The sequence below is a fragment of the Thalassobaculum sp. genome (genome assembly GCF_040219615.1).
In the GTDB taxonomy this organism is placed as follows: domain Bacteria; phylum Pseudomonadota; class Alphaproteobacteria; order Thalassobaculales; family Thalassobaculaceae; genus Thalassobaculum_A.
Genome location: NZ_JAVJSE010000024.1, coordinates 47,938 through 70,337, shown reverse-complemented (window position 1 = coordinate 70,337; position 22,400 = coordinate 47,938). Strand labels below are relative to the sequence as shown.

Annotated in this window: 23 protein-coding genes; 18 read left to right on the top strand and 5 right to left on the bottom strand. The window is 70.8% G+C overall.

The genetic code is table 11. The annotated features are described in order from the left end of the window. The first annotated feature begins 61 nt into the window (after window positions 1-61). The gene (locus RIC31_RS13685; protein ID WP_350108278.1) at window positions 62-1,021 is read left to right on the top strand and encodes a hydroxymethylglutaryl-CoA lyase; all 960 of its coding nucleotides are present in this window, start codon (window positions 62-64) and stop codon (window positions 1,019-1,021) included. Further along, window positions 1,018-2,220 carry a CaiB/BaiF CoA transferase family protein gene (locus tag RIC31_RS13680; RefSeq protein WP_350108275.1) on the top strand — a complete coding sequence of 401 codons (1,203 nt, stop codon included), beginning with the start codon at window positions 1,018-1,020 and terminating at the stop codon, window positions 2,218-2,220. Before RIC31_RS13685 ends, RIC31_RS13680 begins: the two co-directional genes overlap by 4 nt. Window positions 2,221-2,379: 159 nt before the next feature. On the opposite strand, the gene RIC31_RS13675 is transcribed toward RIC31_RS13680, so the two are convergent. Both RIC31_RS13675 and RIC31_RS13670 read right to left on the bottom strand, forming a co-directional pair. Further along, window positions 2,380-3,255: an HAD family acid phosphatase gene (locus tag RIC31_RS13675; protein WP_350108272.1), complete on the bottom strand. Its 876-nt coding sequence runs from the start codon at window positions 3,253-3,255 to the stop codon at window positions 2,380-2,382. A 158-nt stretch (window positions 3,256-3,413) separates the two neighbouring features. Further along, window positions 3,414-4,472 (bottom strand): LacI family DNA-binding transcriptional regulator, encoded by a 1,059-nt coding sequence (locus tag RIC31_RS13670; RefSeq protein WP_350108268.1) that lies wholly within the window; start codon window positions 4,470-4,472, stop codon window positions 3,414-3,416. A 310-nt stretch (window positions 4,473-4,782) separates the two neighbouring features. Here RIC31_RS13670 and RIC31_RS13665 point away from each other — a divergent pair, with 310 nt between their 5' ends. Both RIC31_RS13665 and RIC31_RS13660 read left to right on the top strand, forming a co-directional pair. Beyond that, window positions 4,783-5,733, top strand: a complete 951-nt coding sequence (locus RIC31_RS13665) for a phytanoyl-CoA dioxygenase family protein (protein WP_350108265.1) — start codon at window positions 4,783-4,785, stop codon at window positions 5,731-5,733. Window positions 5,734-5,738: 5 nt separating this feature from the next. Beyond that, complete coding sequence (locus RIC31_RS13660) at window positions 5,739-6,740, top strand: apurinic/apyrimidinic endonuclease family protein (RefSeq protein WP_350108262.1); 1,002 nt, start codon at window positions 5,739-5,741, stop codon at window positions 6,738-6,740. A gap of 3 nt (window positions 6,741-6,743) precedes the next feature. On the opposite strand, the gene RIC31_RS13655 is transcribed toward RIC31_RS13660, so the two are convergent. Both RIC31_RS13655 and RIC31_RS13650 read right to left on the bottom strand, forming a co-directional pair. Then, window positions 6,744-7,592: an arylamine N-acetyltransferase family protein gene (locus tag RIC31_RS13655; protein WP_350108259.1), complete on the bottom strand. Its 849-nt coding sequence runs from the start codon at window positions 7,590-7,592 to the stop codon at window positions 6,744-6,746. Continuing rightward, window positions 7,589-8,167, bottom strand: coding sequence for an NADPH-dependent FMN reductase (locus RIC31_RS13650; RefSeq protein ID WP_350108256.1), 579 nt, complete (start codon window positions 8,165-8,167; stop codon window positions 7,589-7,591). Before RIC31_RS13650 ends, RIC31_RS13655 begins: the two co-directional genes overlap by 4 nt. A gap of 74 nt (window positions 8,168-8,241) precedes the next feature. Between RIC31_RS13650 and soxR the strand changes: the two genes are divergently transcribed. From soxR to RIC31_RS13630, 4 genes are all read left to right on the top strand, one after another. Continuing rightward, window positions 8,242-8,703 carry a redox-sensitive transcriptional activator SoxR gene (gene soxR / locus RIC31_RS13645; RefSeq protein WP_350108253.1) on the top strand — a complete coding sequence of 154 codons (462 nt, stop codon included), beginning with the start codon at window positions 8,242-8,244 and terminating at the stop codon, window positions 8,701-8,703. Window positions 8,704-8,798: 95 nt separating this feature from the next. Then, window positions 8,799-9,974, top strand: a complete 1,176-nt coding sequence (locus tag RIC31_RS13640; protein ID WP_350108250.1) for a M20 family metallopeptidase — start codon at window positions 8,799-8,801, stop codon at window positions 9,972-9,974. Continuing rightward, window positions 9,971-10,438 (top strand): phosphoribosyl-AMP cyclohydrolase, encoded by a 468-nt coding sequence (gene hisI / locus RIC31_RS13635; protein WP_350108247.1) that lies wholly within the window; start codon window positions 9,971-9,973, stop codon window positions 10,436-10,438. Before RIC31_RS13640 ends, hisI begins: the two co-directional genes overlap by 4 nt. After that, complete coding sequence (locus RIC31_RS13630; protein WP_350108244.1) at window positions 10,435-10,986, top strand: cytidine deaminase; 552 nt, start codon at window positions 10,435-10,437, stop codon at window positions 10,984-10,986. Before hisI ends, RIC31_RS13630 begins: the two co-directional genes overlap by 4 nt. Before the next feature lie 160 nt (window positions 10,987-11,146). On the opposite strand, the gene RIC31_RS13625 is transcribed toward RIC31_RS13630, so the two are convergent. Next, window positions 11,147-11,614 carry a tRNA (cytidine(34)-2'-O)-methyltransferase gene (locus tag RIC31_RS13625; RefSeq protein WP_350108241.1) on the bottom strand — a complete coding sequence of 156 codons (468 nt, stop codon included), beginning with the start codon at window positions 11,612-11,614 and terminating at the stop codon, window positions 11,147-11,149. A gap of 182 nt (window positions 11,615-11,796) precedes the next feature. Here RIC31_RS13625 and petA point away from each other — a divergent pair, with 182 nt between their 5' ends. The 10 genes from petA to RIC31_RS13575 all read left to right on the top strand — a co-directional run bounded on the left by petA (window position 11,797) and on the right by RIC31_RS13575 (window position 22,394). Then, the gene (gene petA / locus RIC31_RS13620; protein ID WP_350108238.1) at window positions 11,797-12,327 is read left to right on the top strand and encodes a ubiquinol-cytochrome c reductase iron-sulfur subunit; all 531 of its coding nucleotides are present in this window, start codon (window positions 11,797-11,799) and stop codon (window positions 12,325-12,327) included. A gap of 16 nt (window positions 12,328-12,343) precedes the next feature. Next, complete coding sequence (locus RIC31_RS13615; protein ID WP_350108235.1) at window positions 12,344-13,597, top strand: cytochrome b; 1,254 nt, start codon at window positions 12,344-12,346, stop codon at window positions 13,595-13,597. Next, window positions 13,597-14,376 carry a cytochrome c1 gene (locus RIC31_RS13610; RefSeq protein ID WP_350108232.1) on the top strand — a complete coding sequence of 260 codons (780 nt, stop codon included), beginning with the start codon at window positions 13,597-13,599 and terminating at the stop codon, window positions 14,374-14,376. The genes RIC31_RS13615 and RIC31_RS13610 overlap by 1 nt, the downstream gene beginning before the upstream one ends. Before the next feature lie 217 nt (window positions 14,377-14,593). Further along, a complete protein-coding gene (locus tag RIC31_RS13605; RefSeq protein WP_350108229.1) occupies window positions 14,594-15,817 on the top strand; it encodes an HD domain-containing phosphohydrolase in 1,224 nt (407 codons plus the stop codon). Between the two features lie 86 nt (window positions 15,818-15,903). Further along, window positions 15,904-16,470, top strand: a complete 567-nt coding sequence (locus RIC31_RS13600) for a hypothetical protein (protein WP_350108226.1) — start codon at window positions 15,904-15,906, stop codon at window positions 16,468-16,470. Between the two features lie 110 nt (window positions 16,471-16,580). Beyond that, window positions 16,581-17,468 carry an S-methyl-5'-thioadenosine phosphorylase gene (locus RIC31_RS13595; protein WP_350108223.1) on the top strand — a complete coding sequence of 296 codons (888 nt, stop codon included), beginning with the start codon at window positions 16,581-16,583 and terminating at the stop codon, window positions 17,466-17,468. A gap of 11 nt (window positions 17,469-17,479) precedes the next feature. Continuing rightward, window positions 17,480-17,908 (top strand): tetratricopeptide repeat protein, encoded by a 429-nt coding sequence (locus tag RIC31_RS13590; protein WP_350108220.1) that lies wholly within the window; start codon window positions 17,480-17,482, stop codon window positions 17,906-17,908. 91 nt (window positions 17,909-17,999) lie between these two features. Beyond that, window positions 18,000-19,100, top strand: coding sequence for a mandelate racemase/muconate lactonizing enzyme family protein (locus RIC31_RS13585; protein ID WP_350108218.1), 1,101 nt, complete (start codon window positions 18,000-18,002; stop codon window positions 19,098-19,100). Window positions 19,101-19,230: 130 nt separating this feature from the next. Further along, window positions 19,231-21,027, top strand: coding sequence for a glycoside hydrolase family 15 protein (locus RIC31_RS13580; protein ID WP_350108216.1), 1,797 nt, complete (start codon window positions 19,231-19,233; stop codon window positions 21,025-21,027). Next, window positions 21,024-22,394 (top strand): alpha,alpha-trehalose-phosphate synthase (UDP-forming), encoded by a 1,371-nt coding sequence (locus tag RIC31_RS13575; protein ID WP_350108214.1) that lies wholly within the window; start codon window positions 21,024-21,026, stop codon window positions 22,392-22,394. The genes RIC31_RS13580 and RIC31_RS13575 overlap by 4 nt, the downstream gene beginning before the upstream one ends. The last annotated feature ends 6 nt before the right edge of the window (window positions 22,395-22,400 follow it).

The window sequence follows — 22,400 nt, the reverse complement described above, 5'->3', positions numbered from 1 at the left end:
CGGCCGCCCGAGCCGCAATGATCGCACCGGGGCGAACCGTCTCCTCGAAAGGGTCACCGCCATGTCCGACCTGCCCGCTCGTGTCGATATCAACGAGGAGGGCCCGCGCGAGGGCTTCCAGATCGAGCCCGGGCCGATCCGGACCGAGGACAAGATCGCGCTGATCGACGCCCTGTCCGGAACCGGGGTCCGGCACATCCAGGCCTGCTCCTTCGTGTCGCCCCGACTGGTGCCGGGCTGGGCCGACGCCGAGGCGGTGGTGGCCGGGTTCGCGCCGCGGGACGGCGTCGAGTACACCGCACTCTGGTTCAACGCCAGGGGGCTGGAGCGGGCGCTGGCGTTCCGCGACCGGCTGCACGTCACTGGCTCGATCGCGCTGGCCGCCTCCGAGGCGTTCTCGCTGAAGAACCTGAACCGCGACCGCCAGGGCAACATCGAGGCGATGCGCCGGCAGACCGAGGCGCATGTCGCGGCCGGGGTGCCGGTCACCCGGATCGGCGTGATGGCGGCCTTCGGCTGCAACTTCGCCGGTGACATCCCGGTCGAACGGGTCGTGGAGACCGTCCAGGACGGCCTCGCGATCGCCGCCGGGTGCGGCGTGACGATCGTCGACCTCGGGCTCGCCGACACCATGGGCTGGGCGACCCCGGCGCGCATCGAGCGGGTCGTCGGCGCGGTCCGGAACCGCTGGCCGGAGCTGCGGTTGACCCTGCACCTGCACGATACCCGCGGGCTGGGCATCGCCAACGCCCATGCCGGGCTGCGCATGGGGGTGGCGCGCTACGACACCACGGTCGGCGGCCTCGGCGGCTGTCCGTTCGCCGCCCACAAGGGCGCGCCCGGCAACATCGCGACGGAGGAACTGGTGCTGCTGTGCGAGGAGATGGGCATCGCCACCGGCATCGACCTGGACGCGATGATCGAGGTCGGGCACCTGGCGGAACGCATCGTCGGCCATCCGCTGCCGAGCGCCGCCCTGCGCGGCGGCAGCCTGGCCGGTTTCCGGAGCCGCGCCGCATGACCGCAGCGAGGTCGCTCGAGGGCCTGAAGGTCCTGGAGTTCACGCACACTATCATGGGTCCCTGCGCCGGCCTGGTCCTGGCCGACCTGGGCGCCGACGTGATCAAGATCGAGCCGGCTCCGGGCGGTGACCATACCCGCCGGCTTCCGGGCTTCGCCGCCGGCTTCTTCGCCACCTTCAACCGCAACAAGCGCAGCCTGGCGATCGACCTGAAGAGCCGGGCGGGGCAGGCGGCGGTGCATCGCCTGGTCGCCGATGCCGACGTGGTGCTGGAGAACTACGGCCCCGGCACCATGGAGCGGCTGGGCTGCGGCTGGGAACAGCTGTCCGCCATCAACCCGCGGCTGGTCTACCTCGCCCTCAAGGGCTTCCTGGCGGGACCCTACGAGGACCGCCCGGCGCTCGACGAGGTGGTGCAGTTCCAGTCCGGCCTCGCCCACATGACCGGGCCGCCCGGACAGCCGCTGCGCGCCGGCGCCTCGGTCGTCGACATCCTGGGCGCGGTGTTCGGCGTCACTGGCGTGCTGGCGGCGCTCCGCGAGCGCGACCGGACCGGCATGGGGCAGCGAGTCGGCAGCGCCCTGTTCGAGTCGGCGGTGTTCCTGGTCGGTTCGCACATGGCCGGCACCGCCGCCACCGGCGAGGCGCCGCCGCCGATGCCGGCGCGGCGCGGCGCCTGGGGCATCTACGACCTGTTCGAGACCGCCGACCGCCGGCAGTTGTTCGTCGGGGTGACCAGCGACCAGCAGTGGAAGCGGTTCTGCACGGCGTTCGGGCTCGACGACCTGGCGGCCGATCCCGGTCTCGCCAGCAACGGCGATCGGTCGAAGGCCCGCCCGACCCTGATCCCGCGCCTGCGCGAGCTGATCGGCGCCATGGCCTTCGAGGATGTCCGGACGTGCTGCGACACCGCTAGAATCTCCTGGGCGCCGGTCGGCAGGCCGGTCGACATGTTCGACGACCCGCATCTGCACGCCGGCGGCGGGCTTCTGGCGACCGCGATCGCCGCGATCGGCGGCGGCGACCTGGTGCCGCTGCCGGCCCTGCCGCTGGAGTTCGGAAGCGAGCGCGCGCGCGCGCCGCTGGTCCGCCAGCCGCCGCGCATCGGCGAGCATAACCGCGAGGTGCTCACGGCCGCGGGCTTCGACGCGGATGGTATCGACGCGCTGTACGATGCGGGTGTCGTGGTCGAGGGCTGAGCGGCGGGCGGGTTCCGGTGCGGACCGCGCCGGTCGATCACCGCGAGCAGTCTGGGCATCAAACGAAACCTCCCCGCATCGGAGCGATGCGGGGAGGTTAGCGTCATCTCCTCTCCTGACAGGCCCTGTCAGGAGCCGGTTGGAAGGCAGATCAACCGGTCACTCCGGGCCCTTCCAGGCCTTGAGCTTGTCGAGCTTCATCTGCCGCTTCTCGCCGTCCGAGGCCTTCCAGTTGAAGCCGAACGAGGCGCCTTCCCACGACCCGTAGGTCGGGTTGGCGATCATGATCCACTGCTTGCCCCACATGTCCTGGTGCTTCTTGTAGACCGCGGCCCGCTCCTCCGGCGTGCCGTCGGACTCGTCGGTGAAGTCGCCGAGGTTGTCGCCGATATTCAGCAGCACCCGGTGGGTGGCGCCGACCGCCGAGCGTCGCGGGCTCTTGGCCGACTTCTTCCACTCCTCCTTCTCGCCGCGCACCAGCACGTCGCTGCCGTCGTCGGCGACCGGATAGCCGAGCGCCTTCAGGTTCGCGATGGTGGCTTTCTCCTCGATGTCCTTGCGGTTCGAGACGTAGAAGATCGCCACGCCCTTGGACTGCGCGTACTTGATGAACTCCATCGATCCCGGGATGGCCCCCGAGGTCTCGGTGTTCACGTAGGCCGTCCAGGTCTTGGAGCTGAAGCCCTGGCCGCTCTTCACGGTCCAGGCCTGGTAGCCGGAGTTGTCCATCACGGTCTCGTCCAGGTCGAGGATCACCGCGGTCGGCAGGCTCTCGTAGCCGGCGGCCTGCTCGCCCGGCAGCGCGGTCCAGCTCTTGTCGGCCAGCGCCTGGTCGAGGCGCAGCTGCGCCAGCATGTACAGGCCGTAGGCATTGGCCTTGAACTCGACGGCATTCTGCGTCCAGTAGGTGGCATTCAGCCCGTCGTTCGGCGCGGGATCCGCGGCGTTGGCGGGCGCGATTCCTGTCGCGGCCATCGCGAACAGGCCCGCCGCGACCAGCCCGGCGAGCGGGCGGCGGTGCATGATGTCGGACATGGTATGCCTCTCCGTTTCCCTGTGATCCCGAATGCGTCGTCCGCAGCGGCCCGAGGCGCCCCTCACCGCAGGCCGTGTTCGGGTTCGAACATGTTGCCGGTGCGGACAGCGCCGGCCAAGCGCAATCGCGCGTCGCCGCGAAGGCGGGCCGGCATCCGCTATGCCGTCGCCCGCCGGATGATCGCGAAGCCGAGGTCGAGGATTCGGGCCGTCGGCTTCTCGCCGCGCTTGGCGGCCAGCAGCAGGCGGCCAGCCTCGGCGCCGATGGCGTGGCCGGGGATGCTGACGGTGGTCAGGCCGAGGCCGCTGTCGCCGGCGAACTCGAAGTCGCCGAAGCCGGCGACCGCCAGCCGGTCGGGGACCGCGATGCCGCGGCGCCGGGCCTCGCTGAGCGCCCCCAGGGCGACCGAGTCGCTGGAGCAGAACACCGCGTCGGTGTCTGGCCAGCGCTCCAGCAGGGCGGCCAGGTCGCGGGCGCCGCGCTCGACCATCGAACCGCCGGCCGGGTCCGGCACCACCCGCGGCTCGCCGAGGCCGAGCTCGGCGAGCGCCGCCGCGTAGCCCTGGCGCCGCAGCCTCCCGCGGCGGTCTCCCTCGGTGGCGCCCTCGTCGCCGCCTGCGGCGGCCGGCCGGCTGCCGCCGACGAAGCCGATGCGCTGGCGCCCGACGGCGTGCAGGTGCCGGGTCATGGCGCGGCCGGCCTCGAAATTCGAGAATCCGACCGCCATGTCGACCGGATCCTCCGGCAGCTCCCAGACCTCGACCACCGGGATGCCGGCGCCGACGAGCATGGCGCGCGCCGCCGGCGTGTGCTCCCCGCTGGTCAGCACGATGCCGTCGGGCCGGCGGCTCAGCGCGGTGGCGATCAGCGCCTGCTCGCTGGCGGTCGAATACTCGGTGGTGCCCAGCAGCAGCTGGTGGTCGGCCTCACGCAGGCTCCGGGCCAGGCCGTCGACCGTCGAGGCGAAGATCGAGCCGGACAGGGTCGACACCAGGGCGGCCACCAGCCGGCTCTCGCGCGACGACAGCGATCCCGCCACCTGGTCCGGGACGTAGCCGAGATCGCGCACCGCCGCCTGCACCCGGTCGCGGGTCGCCGCCCTGACCTTCTCCGGCGTCCGCAGCACCCGCGAGACGGTGATGGTCGAGACGCCGGCCGTCCTGGCGACGTCCTGCATGGTCACCCAGCGGTGCGGCGGGGAGGAGGCGTCGTTCACGGGCGGCGTCCTTGGCCGGCAGGCTGCATGGGACCGGGGGGTGGGTTCCGGCTCGGCTGCGCCGAGGACGGCGCATCCGTCCGGAATGACGGCAGTGGAGGGGCGGCGCCGGGAACCTTCTTCCTCGGCGTCATTCCGGACCGGATCGCCGAAGGCGGGACGGAGCCGGAACCCAGGACTGTGAGGCCCAAGAATGACATCGATAACATACCGCGTTGACTCGTCGATGGTATCGATAACATAATCCTCATGGTTGGAGAAGCCGGGCGCCCGGATCGGTGCGCAGGACCCGGAACCTGGAGGAGCCGCCATGAACGTCCAGTCCCCCGTCCGCGCGCTGACCGACGAGCAGATCGCGTTCTATCGCGAGAACGGTTACCTGATGGTCGAGAACGCCGTCACGCCGGCCGAGCTCGACGCCATGCGCAAGGTCACCTACGACCTGATCGACCGGTCGCGGGCGGTGACCGTCAGCGACGACGTGTTCGACCTGGACGAGGGGCACTCAGCCGAGAACCCGCGGCTGACCCGCATCAAGCTGCCGCACAAGCAGCACCCGATCTACTGGGACACCCTGGTCGGCAGCCGCATCACCGAGGTGCTGAAGGCGCTGCTCGGCCCGAACGTGGCGCTCAGCACCGCCAAGCTGAACACCAAGGCGCCGGGCGGCGGCGCGGCCGTCGAGTGGCACCAGGACTGGGCGTTCTACCCGCACACCAACGACGACCTGCTGGCGGTCGGCCTGATGCTGGAGGACGTGGACGAGGCCAACGGCCCGCTGCAGGTGATCCCAGGCAGCCACAGGGGCCCGGTGCTGCCGCACACCAACGCCGACGGGGTGTTCTGCGGGGCGGTCGACCCGGACCATCCGGACTTCCACCACGACAAGGCAGTGACGCTGACCGGCAAGGCCGGCTCGATGACCGTGCATCATGTCCGCATGCTGCACGGCTCCGCCCCGAACGTCAGCGACCGGGCCCGGCTGATCCTGTTCTACGAATGCCTGGCGGCCGACGCCTGGCCGCTGGTCGGCGGTGCCTCCTACTACCAGCGGCTGCCGCAGCGCGAGCTGTGGGAAGACCTGCACAAGCGCATGATCTGCGGCCGGCCGACCACCGAGCCGCGGCTGGTCGCCAATCCGGTCCGGGTGCCGCTGCCGCCGGCGCCGGATGCCGGGTCGATCTTCAAGACGCAGAAGACCGGCGGCGCGCGCAGCGTATTTGGGTCGAAAGGCGGCTCGTCGGGCGGGATGATGGGCTGACCGCGGTGGCCGCCCCCGCGAGAGCCCTGCCGATCGGCATCCAGACCAACGGCATCAAGCACACCCACGCCGACCCGATGCCGGACGTCGACACCCGGTTCCGCATGGTGCGCGACGCCGGGGTGTTCGACTATGTCGACAAGACCCCGGACCCGGACCAGATCGACGACTTCGCGCGGGCCAGCGAGAAGTACGGCATTCCGGTGCGTTGCGGCGGCTGGTTCTACGCGCTCGGCCAGGACGAGCCGCTGCTGGTCGGGAACCTGGAGGCCGCCCGGCGGCTCGGCTCGACCATCCACAACGTGCAGGTCAAGGCGCTGCGCGCCGACGGCCGGCCGGTCACCGACGAGGAGGTCGCCGACTTCTACGCATTCGCCTACGAGCAGGGCATGACGCGCGGGGTCGAGCCGTGCTTCGAGATCCACGTGAACATGTGGTCCGAGGATTTCCGCCGGGTCGAGACGGTGGCCCGGCTGGTCGAGGCGCGCGGCCTGCCGTACCGCATGACCCTCGACCACAGCCATGTGATCTTCAAGATCGATCATCCCGACGAGCAGGACGTCTCCGGCATCCGCGAGGACGTCGAGGCCGGCCGGCTGGTGCTCGACCCGTACCAGCCGGGGCATGTCTGCGGCACCTGGATCGAGGCCGGCTGGGTGCGGCACTGCCACGCCCGCGCCGCGGTCCCGAACAACCCGCGCAACACCGCCGCCACCGGCCCGGACGGCAGGCCCGGCCGCGGCATCCAGTACCCGTTCGCCGACCCCGGCCCCGGCGTCTACCACGCCGATTGGGACGGCGCCCGGCTGGAGCCCTGGAAGCAGGTGGTCCGCCAGCTGATGCGCCACCACGCCGCCGACCCGGACGCCCGGCTCGGCCAGATCAGCACCGAGTTCATCCCCAACCTCGACTACGGCGAGGGCTGCCGCTACTCGCTGTTCGACCAGTCGATCGCCTGCGCCGAGTGGCTGCGCGCGACCTGGGCGGAGCTCTCGGCGGCGCCCTGAGCCCTACCCGGCGAGGGCGGCGCGCTCGATCACCGGCCGCCAGTCGGCCGCGACCGGCAGTCCGAAGACCCCGTCCAGCGTCCGTTCGATGCCGTCGGCGTCGAGCTGGCTTATCTCCGGCTCGGCGCCGGGCCGGCGGACCGTCAGGCGGTCGTTCAGCAGCGTGAAGCGGGCCTCGCGGTCGACCCGGGCGACGATCAGGCTGCGGGCGAAATGCGAGGAGGGATGGGTCGAGGTGTACCAGTTGGCCGCCTCGAAATCGGCGTCCTCGGGCCGGTCCTGCGACATCTGGTAGACCGGCAGCCAGTCGCCGTGACGGCGCACCTGCAGGAGCAGCTCGCTGGCCGAGGGCACGACGCGGAAGCTGTCGTGCGGGGTTTCCTGCGGCGTGACGGTGTCCAGGCGCAGCGGGGCGGTCGGGACGACGCTGCCGAAACCGACGTCCAGCAGCCAGGGCGTCCCGCCGTGGTCGACCCGCAGCACCATGTGGGTGCGCGGCTGGGCCGGCGCGCCGGCCGGCCGGCCCCACAGCACCCGGGCCATCAGCGGCTCGACCCGGTAGCCGATCGCAGCCAGCACGCGCCGGAACAGCCCGTTCTGCTCGAAGCAGTAGCCGCCGCGGCGGCCGTCCAGGATCTTGGCGTCGACCGCCTGTGGGGTCAGGTCGACGCCGCGGCCGAGCAGCACGTCGATCGCCTCGAACGGGATCGACGCCGTGTGCAGCCCGTGCAGCGTCGCGAGGGTCGCGGTGTCGGCCGGCGGCTTGCCGTCGACTCCGGTCGGGGCGAAGCCGATCCGGGCAAAGTAGCGGGTGAGGTCAACGGACTCCCGCGTCTGCGGCCCGGCGTTCACGCCACCGCCTCCGCATAGGGGCTTTCGTCGCGGGCTCGGCGCAGCGACCGGGACCACCAGCCGAGCCGGGCCAGCATCAGCGCCGCCGCCTTCTGGGCACCCTCCGGCGCGCGCAGGGCGCCGGCCTCGTCGAACTGGCTCCAGGCATTGGCGAAGGCGACGCCGTCGCGGATGCCGACCGCGTGCAACTCGGCGAACACGTTGCGCAGGTGCTCGACCGCGCGCAGGCCGCCCGAGGCGCCGCCGTAGGACACGAAGGCCACGGGCTTGGTCTCCCACTCCTGCTTGCCGGCGTCGATCAGCGCCTTCAGGGGCGCGGGATAGGAGTGGTTGTATTCCGGCGTGACCACGACGAAACCGTCGGCCCGGCCGATGCGGGCGCGCAGCGCGGCGCGGGCGTCCGGGTCCCTGCCGTCGACGCCGCGGGCCACGTCGGCGTCGATCGGGTCGAGGACGTCGACCGCGAAGCCGCCCGCCCGCTCGATCCGGGCCGCCGCCCAGCCGGCGACCTTGTCGCAGAGGCGCCCCTCGCGGGCGCTGCCGTAGATCAGGGCGATGTCGATGGTCTGGCTCATGGATGGTGCTCCCGGTTGTCCTTTGCCATGAGCCGAGGCATATGGATCCTCAACCATAGTTGAGGTCAAGGGGCATGGGGAAAATTTCCGGCGAACAGGTCCGCAAGCCGCTGACGGTCGGCGAGGTCGCGGCGCGCAGCGGCGTGGCGGTGTCGGCGCTGCACTTCTACGAGGCCAGGGGGCTGATCGCCGCCGAGCGGACCGCCGGCAACCAGCGCCGCTATCCGCGCGGCGTGCTGCGGCGGGTCGCGGTCATCAAGGCCGCCCAGCGAGTCGGCATCCCGCTCGCCGAGATCAAGGCGGCGCTCGCCGAGTTGCCGGACGACCGCACCCCGACCACCGAGGACTGGCAGCTTCTGTCGACCCGCTGGCGCGGCGATCTCGACGCCCGCATCCGCGGCCTGACCCGGTTGCGCGACCTGCTCGACCTCTGCATCGGCTGCGGCTGCCTGTCGGTCGGCGCCTGCCCGCTGCGCAATCCCGACGACGTGCTGTCCGAACAGGGTCCGGGGCCTCGGCTGCTGGAGGCGAAGTAAGCGCAGCGCTGCACCGGCCGGCGCCTTGCCGATGCCGGAAGCCGGCCCCTAATATGCCGCTCCTTCCTATCGACCATGCGACCCGGAGCACACCGATGACCGACGCGGCCCAACCCCGCGATTCCCTGGCCCGCGAGAACGAGCCCCGTATCGACGCCGAGGAGATCCTCGAGGGCATCCTCGACTGGGTCGAGGTCGAGACCCCGACCTATCACGGCGACGCCGTCGACAAGCTCGCCGACAAGGTGCAGGCGGTGTGGTCCGAGGTCGGCTGCACGGTCGAGCGGATCCCCGGCCGCGACGGCTTCGGCGACCATGTGCTGGTGCGCTCGCCGGACTGGAAGGAGGGCGAGCCGTCGATCCTGGTGCTGTCGCACATGGACACCGTGCACCCGTTCGGCACCAAGGACGAGACCAACCCGATCCGCCGCGAGGGCGACCGGGTGTTCGGCCCCGGCATCTACGACATGAAGGCCGGCGCCTATCTGCCGTACTACGCCTGGCGCCACCTCAAGCGGCTCGGCCGCGCCCACGGCATGCAGGTGAGCTTCCTGTACGTCTCCGAGGAGGAGGTCGGCAGCCCGACCAGCCGCGAGATCATCGAGCGCGAGGCGCTGAAGGCGAAATACGTGCTGGTCACCGAGCCGGCCCGCGACGGCGGCAAGGTGGTGGCGGCCCGCAAGGGCGTCGGCCGGTTCGAGCTGACGATCACCGGCCGGCCGGCGCATGCCGGCGCCCGCCACGAGGACGGCCGCAGCGCGGTCAGGGAACTGGCCCACCACATCCTGGAGATCGAGGGCTACACCGACTATGCCCGCGGCATCACCACGAACGTCGGCCTGGTCAGTGCCGGCACCGGCGTCAACGTGGTGCCGCGCGACGCCCGCGCCGAGATCGACCTGCGGGTGGTCACCGCCGCCGACGGCGAGGAGATGACCGCCAGGATCCTGGACCGGGTGGCGCGCGACCCGGACGTGACGGTGACCGCCACCGGCGGCATGAACCGCCCGCCCTATGAGCGCACCCCGGCGATCGACGCGCTGCTGGAGCAGGCCCGGGCGCTGGCCGCCAGGAGCGGCCTCGACCTGCAGGCGACCGCGCTCACCGGCGGCGGCTCGGACGGCAACTTCACCGCGGCGCTGGGGATCCCGACCCTGGACGGCCTCGGGGCCGACGGCGAGGGTGCGCATACCCTGCACGAGCAGATCTACCTGTCGTCGCTGGCGCCGCGGGCCGGCATGTGGGTCGAACTGCTGGCGGGACTGAAATGACGCCCCCGCCCGCGGTGAAGGCCGAGTTCGCGGCGCGCGGCAGCCATGCCGAGATCGAGGAAGGCACGGCACTGGCGCCGAAGTTCGACGCCGACGGGCTGATCCCGGCGATCGCCGCCGACGCCGACAGCGGCACCGTGCTTATGATGGCCTGGATGAACGCCGCGGCGCTGAAGGCCACGATCGAGACCGGCGAGGCGCACTACTGGTCGCGCTCTCGCCGCGAGATCTGGCGCAAGGGCGGCACCAGCGGCCATGTCCAGCGGATCCGCGAGGTGCGGCTGGACTGCGATCAGGACGCGGTGCTGCTGCTGGTCGAGCAGGAGGGGCCGGGGGCCTGCCATGTCGGCTACCGGGCCTGCTTCTTCCGGCGGGTGGCATCGGACGGGGCCGGCGGCGTGCGGCTGGAGGTTGTGGAACCGAAGGCGTATGATCCCGGAAAGGTGTACGGGAGCGGGTCGTGAGCGCGAAGATCGAGCTGACCCTGCCGGCGGTGGCGCGGACGGCGGCGGTGACCGAGACCCCGCTCGGCCGGCTGACCGTGCCGTCGCGCGCGATCCCGGAGCGCCGGGTGACGGTCGACCCGGCGGAGTTGGCGCATCTGCGCGACATGGCGCGGGCGGCGGCGGCACGGGCGCACGCGCCGTATTCCGGCTTCACCGTCGGGGCCGCCCTGGTCATGGCCGACGATCCCGAGCGCCGGGTCTTCACCGGCGCCAACGTGGAGAACGCGAGCTATGGCGGGACGATCTGCGCCGAGCGTACCGCCATCACCCAGGCCGCCTCGGCCGGATTCCGGCGGATCTCGGTGCTGGCGGTGTCGTGCGTGCAGGCCCTGCACGCCCGGATCGCCGACCGCTCGCCCTGCGGGGCCTGCCGGCAGGTTTTCGCCGAGTTCGCCACCGACGCGCCGCCGTCGCTGGTGCTGATCGACTCCGGCGACGAGGACGCGCTCGGCGAGATCCTCGACCTGGAGCGGCTGCTGCCCTACCCGTTCCGGCTGGACCGGTAGACCGGCCTGGGAAGCAGCGGCGGCGGGTGGGTTCCGGATGCGCTCCGCCTGCGGCGACCCGCTCCGGAATGACGACAGATTCAGAGCCCCTTTCGTCATTCCGGAGAGACGCGCCCGGCGCGGCTCATCCGGAACCCACCCGCCGCCTCGGCTGAAACCGCTATGTTCCCGGCCATGTTCCCGGCCATCCCCCGGTCTGGCGCAGGGCCTCGGCCAGCACGATGCCGGCGGTGACCGCCACGTTCAGGGACCGGGCCCCGGCCGTCATCGGCACCCTCACCGCCAGGTCCGCCGCCCCGTGCACGGTGTCCGGAACGCCGGCACTCTCGCGGCCGAGTACCAGGTGGTCGCCGGCCTCGAAGCGTGCCGCCGGCAACGGCACGGCACCGCGCGTCGTCAGCAGCACCAGCCGTCCGGGCTGCCGATCTGTCAGGAACGCGCCCCACGACCGGTGCCGGACGACCTCGGCGAATTCCAGGTAGTCCATGCCGGCCCGCCGCAGGCGCGGCTCCGACCAGACGAAGCCGCAGGGCTCGACGACGTCGACGCCGACGCCCAGGCAGGCGGCGAGCCGGAGGATGGTGCCGGCGTTCTGCGGGATGTCGGGTTCGTACAGCACGAGGCGCATATGCCGCTAATAACCGTGGCGCGACGCTTTGCAAACCTCCGGGCCGTGCGGTATAGCGAAGCGGCACGGGGCGGGTGCGCCGACCGGATTGCGACAGCGCGTCGCGTTGGTCCGGGCCTCCGGTCCGTATACAGAACAGAGTCAGGGTCGTCCGGGGGCGACCGTTTGAGGGTTGGAGGACCATGGCTGACACCCATCAGGGCGATACCCGACGCGACTTCCTGTATGTCGCGACGACCGCTGTCGGCGCCGTCGGGGCGGCGTGCGTGGCTTGGCCGTTCATCGATCAGATGAACCCGGCCGCCGATGTGCTGGCGCTCGCGTCGATCGAGTTCGACACTTCGACGGTCGCCGAGGGCATGGCGGTCACCGTCAAGTGGCGCGGCAAGCCGGTGTTCGTGCGTCATCGCACGCCGGCCGAGATCGAGGAGGCCCGGGCGGTTCCGCTGTCCGAGTTGCGCGACCCGCAGGCCGATGGTGCCCGCGCGCTGAAGCCGGAGCAGCTGATCGTGGTCGGCGTCTGCACCCATCTGGGATGCGTGCCGCTCGGCCAGAAGCCCTCCGACCCGCGCGGCGACTACGGCGGCTGGTTCTGCCCGTGCCACGGGTCGCACTACGACACCTCGGGCCGGATCCGCAAGGGCCCCGCGCCGCTGAACCTGCCGGTGCCGGAGTACCAGTACATCTCCGACTCCGTCGTCCGGATCGGTTGAGGGAGGGCGACGCACCATGGCCGCGAAATTCGACAATCCGATCGTGCGCTGGATCGATCACCGGCTGCCGATCTTCAGCTTCATGCACCACGAGTTGCATGAGTACCCGACCCCGAAGAACCTGAACTACTGGTGGAACTTCGGGTCGCTCGCCGGAATCGCCCTGGTCATCATGCTGGTGTCCGGCATCACGCTGGCGATGCACTACACCCCGCATGTGGACTACGCCTTCGATTCCGTCGAACGCATCATGCGCGACGTGAACTACGGCTGGCTGATCCGCTACATCCACATGAACGGGGCCAGCTTCTTCTTCATCGTGGTCTACATCCACATCTTCCGCGGCCTGTACTACGGCTCCTACAAGGCGCCGCGCGAACTGCTGTGGATGCTGGGCGTGGTCATCATGCTGCTGATGATGGCGACCGCGTTCATGGGCTACGTGCTGCCGTGGGGCCAGATGAGCTTCTGGGGCGCCACCGTCATCACCAACCTGTTCTCGGCGATCCCGGTGGTCGGCGAAAGCATCGTGACCTGGCTGTGGGGCGGCTTCGCGGTCGACAACGCGACCCTGAACCGGTTCTTCTCGCTGCACTACCTGCTGCCGTTCGTGATCGTCGGCGTGGTCGTGCTGCATCTGGTGGCGCTGCACCGCTTCGGCTCGAACAACCCGCTCGGCATCGACGTCAAGGGACCGAAGGATCAGATCCCGTTCCATCCGTACTACACGGTGAAGGACGCGTTCGGCCTTGGTGTGTTCCTGATCGCGTTCGCGGCCTTCGTGTTCTTCGCGCCGAACTTCATGGGCCATCCGGACAACTACATCCCGGCCGACCCGCTGGTGACCCCGGCGCACATCGTCCCGGAATGGTACTTCCTGCCGTTCTACGCGATCCTGCGGGCGATCCCGGACAAGCTCGGCGGCGTGCTGTTCATGTTCGGCGCCATCGCCGTCCTGTTCATCCTGCCCTGGCTCGACCGCTCGCCGGTCCGCAGCGGCCAGTTCCGCCCGATCTTCAAGATCTTCTTCTGGATCCTGGTGATCGACGTGGTGGCGCTGACCTATCTGGGCGGCAAGCCGCCGGAGGGCTGGTACGTGCTCGCCTCCCGGCTGGCCACGGCCTACTACTTCATCCACTTCCTGGTGATCCTGCCGCTGCTCTCGGTGTTCGAGACCCCGCGGCAGTTGCCGAAATCGATCAGCGAGCCGGTAACCGGCGGCGGCGCCGGGTTCGCCGGCGCGACCGCGGCCCCGAGGGAGAAGGTCTGATGATCGCGCGCATCAAGACGCTGGCGGGCGCCGGACTGGTCGCTTCCGCCCTGGCCGTGGCGGCCCTCTCGGGTCCCGCCCAGGCCGCCGGCGAACTCCACATCGAGGCGCAGGACTGGTCGTTCTCGGGCGTGTTCGGAACCTTCGACCGGGCATCCCTGCAACGCGGTCTCCAGGTCTATCAGAACGTCTGCGCGAGCTGCCACGGGCTCAAGTTCGTCGCCTACCGCAATCTCGCCGACCTCGGCTACGGCGAGGACGAGATCAAGGCGATCGCGGCCGAGAAGCAGGTGACGGACGGCCCGAACGACGAGGGCGAGATGTTCGAGCGGCCGGGCAAGCCGTCGGACCGGTTCGTCAGCCCGTTCGCCAACGACAACGCGGCGCGGGCCGCGAACGGGGGCGCATTGCCGCCGGACCTGTCGCTGATCGTTGATGCCCGCGTCGGCGGGGCCGACTACCTGTACGGCCTGCTGACCGGCTACAAGGACGCGCCGGCCGACATGAAGGTCCCGGACGGCATGTACTACAATACCGGCTTCGCCGGGCACCAGATCGCCATGCCGCCGCCGCTGTTCCCGGACGGCGTGACCTACGGCGACGGCACCCCGGCGACCATCGCCCAGCAGGCCAAGGACGTCTCCGCCTTCCTGGCCTGGGCGTCCGAGCCGAACCTGGAGCAGCGCAAGCGGGCCGGGGTGATGTCCATCCTGTTCCTGCTGGTGTTCACAGGCCTGCTGTACGCGACCAAGCGGAAGATCTGGGCCGCCGTGCACTGACGCCGGCGACCGCCGACACGAGGGACCGGGGCCGGAGGGGAAACCTTCCGGCCCTTTCCCGTTCCGGGCCGGGTCCGCGGCCGTCGCGGGGTTGACGCGGATCAATGCCGGCTCGGGGCGGCCGTGGCCTTTGGGACGAGTGGGTCCGTCCGACTGCAAGGGCCGGCGGTGGCGAGGAGGCGGTATGCGGGGGGGCGGGTCAGCGAACTTGGAGGTCGTGCCGAAGCGCAGGCATGTACTGACCGAGGCCACGGCGATCGGAGGCGGCTACTGCGTGTTGGCGACGGCCTACATCGTGTTCTCCGACCAGGCCCTTGCGCTCCTGACGACCGACCCGGACCGGCTCGTCCAGTACGGCACCTACAAAGGGGTGGCATTCGTCCTGGCGACCGCCATCGGGCTGTTCGCCGTGTGGTTCATGCTGGCCGGGCGTGCGGCCCGCGAGCATGAACGCCGGGAGACCGCGCTGCGGCGCCTGGAGGCGATCGGCAGAGCACTCCCCAGCCCGTTGTTCGTCAACGATCCGGAGGGCGGGATCCTCGAATGGAACAATGCCCTGGAGGCGGTGAGCGGGTATACCGCCGCGCAACTCGCCGGGATGACCATCGCCGACCTCGCCTATCCCTACGACCTGGCCCTTGCGCGGAGGGCGATCGAAAGGATCCTGCGAACCGGCCAGCCGGACGTCGCGGACGTGCGGCTGGCCACTGCGGACGGCCGGGCCCTCCTCCATCGCTGGCACGGCGCGCCGATCCGTGAGGCATCGGGAGCGATCCAGGGCATCGTCGTCGTCGGCGTCGACCTCACCGATATCAGGAACGCCCAGGAGGACCTGAAGCGGTCTCTGCTCAGGGCCGAGCGGATACTGCGGCAGACGGTAGACACCCTTGGCCTGGCGATCGAGAAGCGAGGGGCCTACACCGCCGGGCACGAGCGCCGGGTAGCGGCGCTCGCGCTCGCACTCGCCGACGAACTCGGACTTCCGGACGAGGAAAGGGCGGGGCTCGAATATGCCGCCCTGCTGCACGACCTCGGCGAGATCGCGGTGCCGGCGGACATCCTCGTGCGGCCGGCCCGCCTGAGCGACAGCGAACTCGCGATCGTCAGGACCCATGCGGAACAAGGCTACGAGATCCTCCGCGAGGTCGATTTCCCCTGGCCGGTCGCCGACATCGTCCACCAGCACCACGAGCGCCTGGACGGCAGCGGGTACCCGCGCGGCCTGGCCGGATCGGCGATCCGGCTCGAGGCCCGGATCATCGGCGTGGCCGACGTCGTCGAAGCCATGTGCAGCCATCGGCCGTACCGGCCGGCGCTGGGAATGCCGGCGGCGCTCGATGAACTGCGCGACGGCCGGGGCGTCCGGTACGATGCGGCCGTCGTCGACGCCTGCCTGACGGTCTGCCGGGGCGGGTTCGAGTTTCCCGTGCACAGCTACTGACCCGTAGGCGAAATCCGCGAGACCCGGGGAACCGGCGCGGCTCAGGGGCGTTCGACTGACGGGGGACGGCGATACTCGGTGCGACCATGCTCGACTCCGTCTCTCCTCTCATCAACAGAAGCGTCTGGCTCGGCAGCACCATGCTGCTGCTGTGCGGCACCGTGTTCCTGGCGTTCGGCGTCGGCTGGGCGGCGGTCGAGGCGGTGTCGGCGGTGCGGTTCGGTGCCGGGATTCAGGCATCGGAGGTCGGCCGCAATATCTTCGGCGTCGCCTGCCTGTCGATTCTGGCCGGCCTGCTGGTCTACGCCCTGTTCCAGCGGCTGGAGTCCGACGACCGCGAGAACGTGCGGATCGAGTTCGACCGGCCGATCATCGGTTTCCACGGCCGCCCGCTCAGCCCGGACCGTTGGCGGGTCGAGGCCAGGATCGCGGTGGAGGCGCGGCGCGCCTTCGCCGCCGTGGTGCGCGACCGGGCCGACGAGATCGCCCAGGCGGCGGCCGAGGCGCTCGCCCTGCTGGGGCCGCGCGCGGTACATCGTCCGGACCGGGCTCGCGCCGAGATGGCACTGACCGAGACGGTGAACCGGTCGCTTCGCGGTCGGGTGGTCCGGCGCATCCGCCTGGTCCGGGTCGACCTCGAACCCGCGCTCTGACCGCGGTCGACGGCTCGCCGGCGACGCCGCCGTCGGCCCTCGCCCTTTCGCTTGCCCGCTGCCCCGCGCTATAGGTGTCGGGACGGCTTGGCGCAGCGGAAAGACGAGCGATGGCGGAGGATACCCGGGAAGCCCTGATCGGCGTTATCGGCGGCAGTGGCGTGTACCAGATCGACGGACTCGCCGACACGCGGTGGGAGACGGTGCCGTCGTCGTTCGGCGAACCGTCCGACCAGTTGCTGTTCGGCGAGCTCGACGGCCAGCAACTGGTGTTCCTGCCCCGCCACGGCCGCGGCCACCGGCACAGCCCGAGCGACATCAACTACCGGGCCAATATCGACGCCATGAAGCGCGCCGGGGTCACCGACATCATCTCGGTGTCGGCGGTCGGTTCGCTGAAGCACGAGTACGCCCCCGGGCATTTCGTCCTGGTCGACCAGTTCATCGACCGGACCTTCGCGCGCGAGAAGAGCTTCTTCGGCCGGGGCTGCGTGGCGCATGTGTCGATGGCGCATCCGGTCAGCACCCGGATCGGCGACGCGCTCGAGGAGGCCTGCCGGGAGCTGGGGCTGCCGCACAGCCGGGGCGGGACCTACATGACGATGGAAGGGCCGCAGTTCTCGACCCTGGCGGAATCGAACCTGTACCGGTCCTGGGGCTGCGACGTGATCGGCATGACCAACATGCCGGAGGCCAAGCTGGCCCGCGAGGCGGAGATCCCCTATGCGACGGTCGCCATGGTGACCGACTACGACTGCTGGCATCCCGACCACGACCACGTCACCGTCGAGGTGGTGGTGCGGGTGCTGCTGTCGAACGCCGACAAGGCCCGCTCGCTGATCAAGACGGCCGCGCCGAAGCTGCGCCGCCGGCCGATGGTCGACGAGCAGGGCGGCGACCGGGCCCTCGACCACGCGATGATCACCCACGCCGAGTCCCGCGATCCCGAGGTGGTCGCCCGTCTCGACGCCGTCGCCGGCCGGGTCCTCGGCGGCTAGGGGCCGGGGCGGTGCGGGGACGCGGACGGGGCCGGGGCGGCATCGGTGGCCTGGAGGGCCTGTATCGCAAGGTCACGGCCTCGCGCCCGGACGACGCCCGCACGCTCAATGTCAAGTCGGTGCTGGCCCTGGAGAACGGCCGGGTGGCCGAGGCCGCCGAGCTGATCGGCCGGGCGCTGGTGCACGAGCCGAGCGAGCGCACCTACCTGTTCCACATGGCCAAGGTCTGCGCGCGCGGCGGCTGGTGGCACGAGGCGGCCGACGCCCTGCGCCGGGCGATCTATGTCGACCCGCGCGATGCCGAGTCCTGGTACGGCCTCGGCGTGGCGTTCGGCGAGCTCGGCGAGCCCGATCAGGCCGCCGTGTGCTGGCAGCAATGCCTGCTGTTCGAGCCCGGCCATGCCGGCGCCCAGGAGGCGCTGGCGAAGCTGCAGCGCTGACGGCGACGTCACGACAGCGATGCCGTTCCGGCGGGTTCGCCGGGCATCCGGCGGCGCGGTAGGCTGTCCCCCGGTATCGAGGGAGGTCGTCATGCGAATCGCCAAGGCGGAATCGGTCCTGGTGTCGGTCCCGTTCGAGACCGGCGGCGGCCTGCCGCCATGGGGCTGGGGCGGCGCGCCGGCGGACACCTTCGACATGCTGATGGTGCGGCTGGAGACCGAGGACGGCCTGGTCGGCTGGGGCGAGGCGTTCTCGCGAATGGCCGACACTGCCCTCAAGCAGCTGATCGACACCCGGGTGCTGCCGCTGGTTGTCGGGCGCGACGCCCGGCAGATCGCCCGCATCAAGCACGACGTCGAGTTCAACCTGCACAATTTCGGCCGGGTCGGCTCGATCATGTACGGCATCTCGGCGGTCGACATCGCGCTCTGGGATCTCGCCGGCAAGCGGGCCGGCCGACCGCTGGCCGAGCTGGTCGGCGGGGCGAGCGCGGCCGAGGTCGAGGTCTATGCCAGCCTGGTACGCTACGGCACCGAGGAGGCGGTGGCGCGGGCGGTGCGCCGGTCGATCGACCGCGGCTACCGCTGGATCAAGCTGCACGAGGTCGCGGTGCCGGTGATCGCGGCGGCCTGCGAGGCGGCGGGCGACGATGCGGTGGTGATGCTCGATACCAACTGCCCGTGGTCGGTCGAGGAGGCGTTGGCGGTCGACGCGGCGCTCGACGGCCTCGGGCTGCACTGGTTCGAGGAGCCGGTCTGGCCGCCCGAGAACTACGGCGGGCTGGCGGCCGTCAGGGCGACCGGCCGGCACCGCATCGCGGCCGGCGAGAACGCCGGCAGCCTGTTCGACTTCGTGGCCATGCACCGGGCCGGGGCCATCGACATCGCCCAGCCCGACGTCGCCAAGACCGGCGGGGTGACCGAGCTGCTGAAGATCGCCCGGTTCTGCGAGGCGAACGGCCTGACCTACTCGCCGCACTGCGCGCTGTTCGGCCCGGGCCAGATCGCCACCATCCACCTGACCGCGGCCGAGGTACGACCGCCGCTGTTCGAGCGGCTGTATCTCGACTTCGAGGCCGAGCTGTTCGGCGAGGCGGCGATGGTCCGCGGCGGCCGGCTGCGGGTGCCCGACGGGCCGGGGCTGGGCGTCGACCCGGATCCGGCGGTGATCGACCGCTACCGGGTGGCCTGAGCGGCGCCGGCGGCCGGCGGGCGCCGTGCAACCCCGGCGCGCGCGGCGGGTTACCAGAGCCCGCGTTTGACCCCCCCGGCCCACTTGCCTAACGTCTCGGGGCACCCACCGGCACGGAGACTCGCGGCCCGTGAGCACGCTCGACCTCGGACTCATCGGCAATTGCTGCTTCGGCGCACTGGTCGACCCCTATGCCCGGATCGTGTGGTGCTGCCTGCCGCGCTTCGACGGCGAGCCGGTGTTCGACGCGCTGCTGCGGATCGACGAGGAGGCGGCTCCGGCGGAGCGCGGCTTCTTCGCGGTCGACCTGTCCGGCGCGGTCAAGGCCGAGCGGCGCTACGTGTCGAACACGCCGGTGCTGGTCACGCGGGTCGAGGCGGCTGACGGATCGGCGATCGAGATCACCGACTTCGCCCCGCGGTTCGCGCAGCACGACCGCATGTTCCGCCCGACCACCATCGTGCGCCACGTCCGGCCGGTCGCCGGCCTGCCGCGCGTCCGGGTCCGGATCCGCCCGGCCTTCGGCTGGGGCGCGGTCGAGCCGCAGGTGACGCGCGGCTCCAACCACATCCGCTGGGTCGGCCCGTCGCAGACCGTGCGGCTGACCACCGACGCGGTGCCGGCCTATGTCATGGACGAGTCCTGGTTCCTGCTGGACGGCCCGGCCACCTTCCTGCTGGGTGCCGACGAGAGCCTGCGCGACTCGGTGCCCGAGACCGCCCGGGTGTTCTTTGACAATACCGTCCGCTACTGGCGCGACTGGACACGGTCGCTGAACATCTCGTTCGAGTGGCAGGAAGAGGTGATCCGGGCGGCGATCACCCTCAAGCTCTGCACCTTCGAGGAAACCGGCGCGGTCATCGCCGCCATGACAACCTCGATCCCGGAGGCGCCGAACAGCCAGCGCAACTGGGACTACCGCTACTGCTGGCTGCGCGACGCGTATTTCGTGGTCCACACCCTCAACCGGCTGTCGGCGACCCGGACGCTGGAGCACTACCTGCGGTTCATCCAGAACGTGGTCGCCAAGAGCACCGAGGGCGAGGTGCTGCAGCCGCTGTACTCGCTGACCCTGGAGGACCGGGTCGAGGAAATGATCGTCGACACCCTGCCGGGCTATCGCGGCATGGGACCGGTGCGGGTCGGCAATCAGGCCTATCTGCAGGTCCAGCACGACGTGTTCGGCGCGGTCATCCTGGCGGTCACCCAGAGCTTCTTCGACACCCGCCTGGTGCGGATGGGCGACGAGGCCCTGTACCGCCAGCTGACGCCGCTCGGGCGGGCGGCGATCGAACGCTTCGAGGTGCCGGACGCCGGCATCTGGGAGCTGCGGACCCGCGCCTCGGTCCACACCTTCTCGGCCATGATGTGTTGGGCGGCGGCGGACCGGCTGGCCCGGATCGCCACCCAGCTCGGTCTGGCCGACGAGGCCGCCGACTGGCGCGGCCACGCCGATACCATGCACGCCCGGCTCTGCGAGCGGGCCTGGAGCGACAGGCTCGGCGGCTTCGCGGCGACCTTCGGGGGCGACGACCTGGACGCCAGCCTGCTGCTGATGCACGAACTCGGCTTCCTGGCCGCGTCGGACCCGCGCTTCGTCGGCACCGTGGAGGCGATCGAGAAGGGGCTGAAGCGCGGCAGCCACGTGTTCCGATACGACGCGCCCGACGATTTCGGGACCCCGGAGGTGGCCTTCACCGTCTGCACCTTCTGGTTCATCGAGGCGCTGGCCGTGATCGGGCGCAAGGACGAGGCGCGCGCGATGTTCGAGGAGATCCTGGCCTGCCGGAACGGGCTCGGGCTGCTGTCGGAGGATGTCGATCCGGTGACCGGCGAGCTGTGGGGCAACTTCCCCCAGACCTACTCGATGGTCGGCCTGATCAAATGCGCCATGCGGTTGTCGCGACCCTGGGAGGACGTGGTTTGAGCCGTCTCGTCGTCGTATCCAATCGGGTCGCGCCGATCCAGGAGGGCAAGACGACCTCCGGCGGCCTGGCGGTCGCGGTGCAGGAGGCGCTGTCCGAGATCGGCGGGGTCTGGTTCGGCTGGTCGGGCGAGATCTACACCAGCGGCTCGGGCCGGGTGAGGACCGAGACCAAGGGCAAGATCACCTATGCGACGATGCCGCTGGCACGCCGCGACTACGACGCGTTCTACAAGGGCTACGCCAACGCCACGCTGTGGCCGCTGTTCCACTACCGCATGGAATTCGTCGAGTACCACCGCAGCTACGTGGTCGGTTACCGGCGGGTCAACGAGGAGTTCGCCGGCCGGCTGTCGACCATGCTGGAGTCGGACGACCTGATCTGGGTGCACGACTACCACCTGATACCGCTCGGCCGCGACTTGCGGATGATGGGGCACCGCAACCGGATCGGCTTCTTCCTGCACATCCCGTTCCCGCCGCCCGACCTGCTGACGTCGTGTTCGGACCACGCCTACCTGGTGCAGTCCCTGTGCGCCTACGACGTGGTCGGCTTCCAGACCGAGAACGACGTCCAGAACTTCCTGGCCTATATCCGCACGGTCGCCGGCGGTACGGTCGGCCGTAACGGCCGCTTCGAGGCCTATGGCGAGAAGTCGCGGGCCGCCGCCTTCCCGATCGGCATCTACCCGGACCAGCTTGCGGCGCAGGCGGCGGACTCGGTGCGGACCCGGCAGACCCGGCGACTGGTCGAATCGCTGGCCGGCAAGGACCTGATCGTCGGCGTCGACCGGCTCGACTACTCCAAGGGCCTGGACCGCCGGTTCGACGCCTACGAGACCCTGCTGGAGACCGCGCCCAGCCTGCGCGGCCACGTCACCTACATGCAGATCGCCCCGCCGTCGCGCTCCGACGTGCAGAGCTACCGCGCGATCCGCGAGACCCTGGAGGGCAAGGCCGGGCACATCAACGGCCGGTTCGCCGAGTTCGACTGGATGCCGCTGCGCTACCTGAACAAGTCGTTCCAGCGCGAGCAGCTGACCGGCTTCTTCCGCACCGCGCGGGTCGGCTTCGTCACCCCTTTGCGCGACGGCATGAACCTGGTCGCCAAGGAGTACGTCGCCTCGCAGAACCCGGAGGATCCGGGGGTGCTGGTGCTGTCGCAGTTCGCCGGCGCCGCCGCCGAGCTCGACGGCGCGGTGACCGTCAATCCCTACGACACGGAGTATGTGGCCGACGGCCTGCAGCGGGCGCTGGCGATGTCGGTCGAGGAGCGCCGGGCGCGCTGGGCGTCGATGATGTCGGTGCTGCGGGCCAACGACCTCGGGGCCTGGCGGCGCAGTTTCCTGCGCTCCCTGCGGGGACGCTGAGGAGGG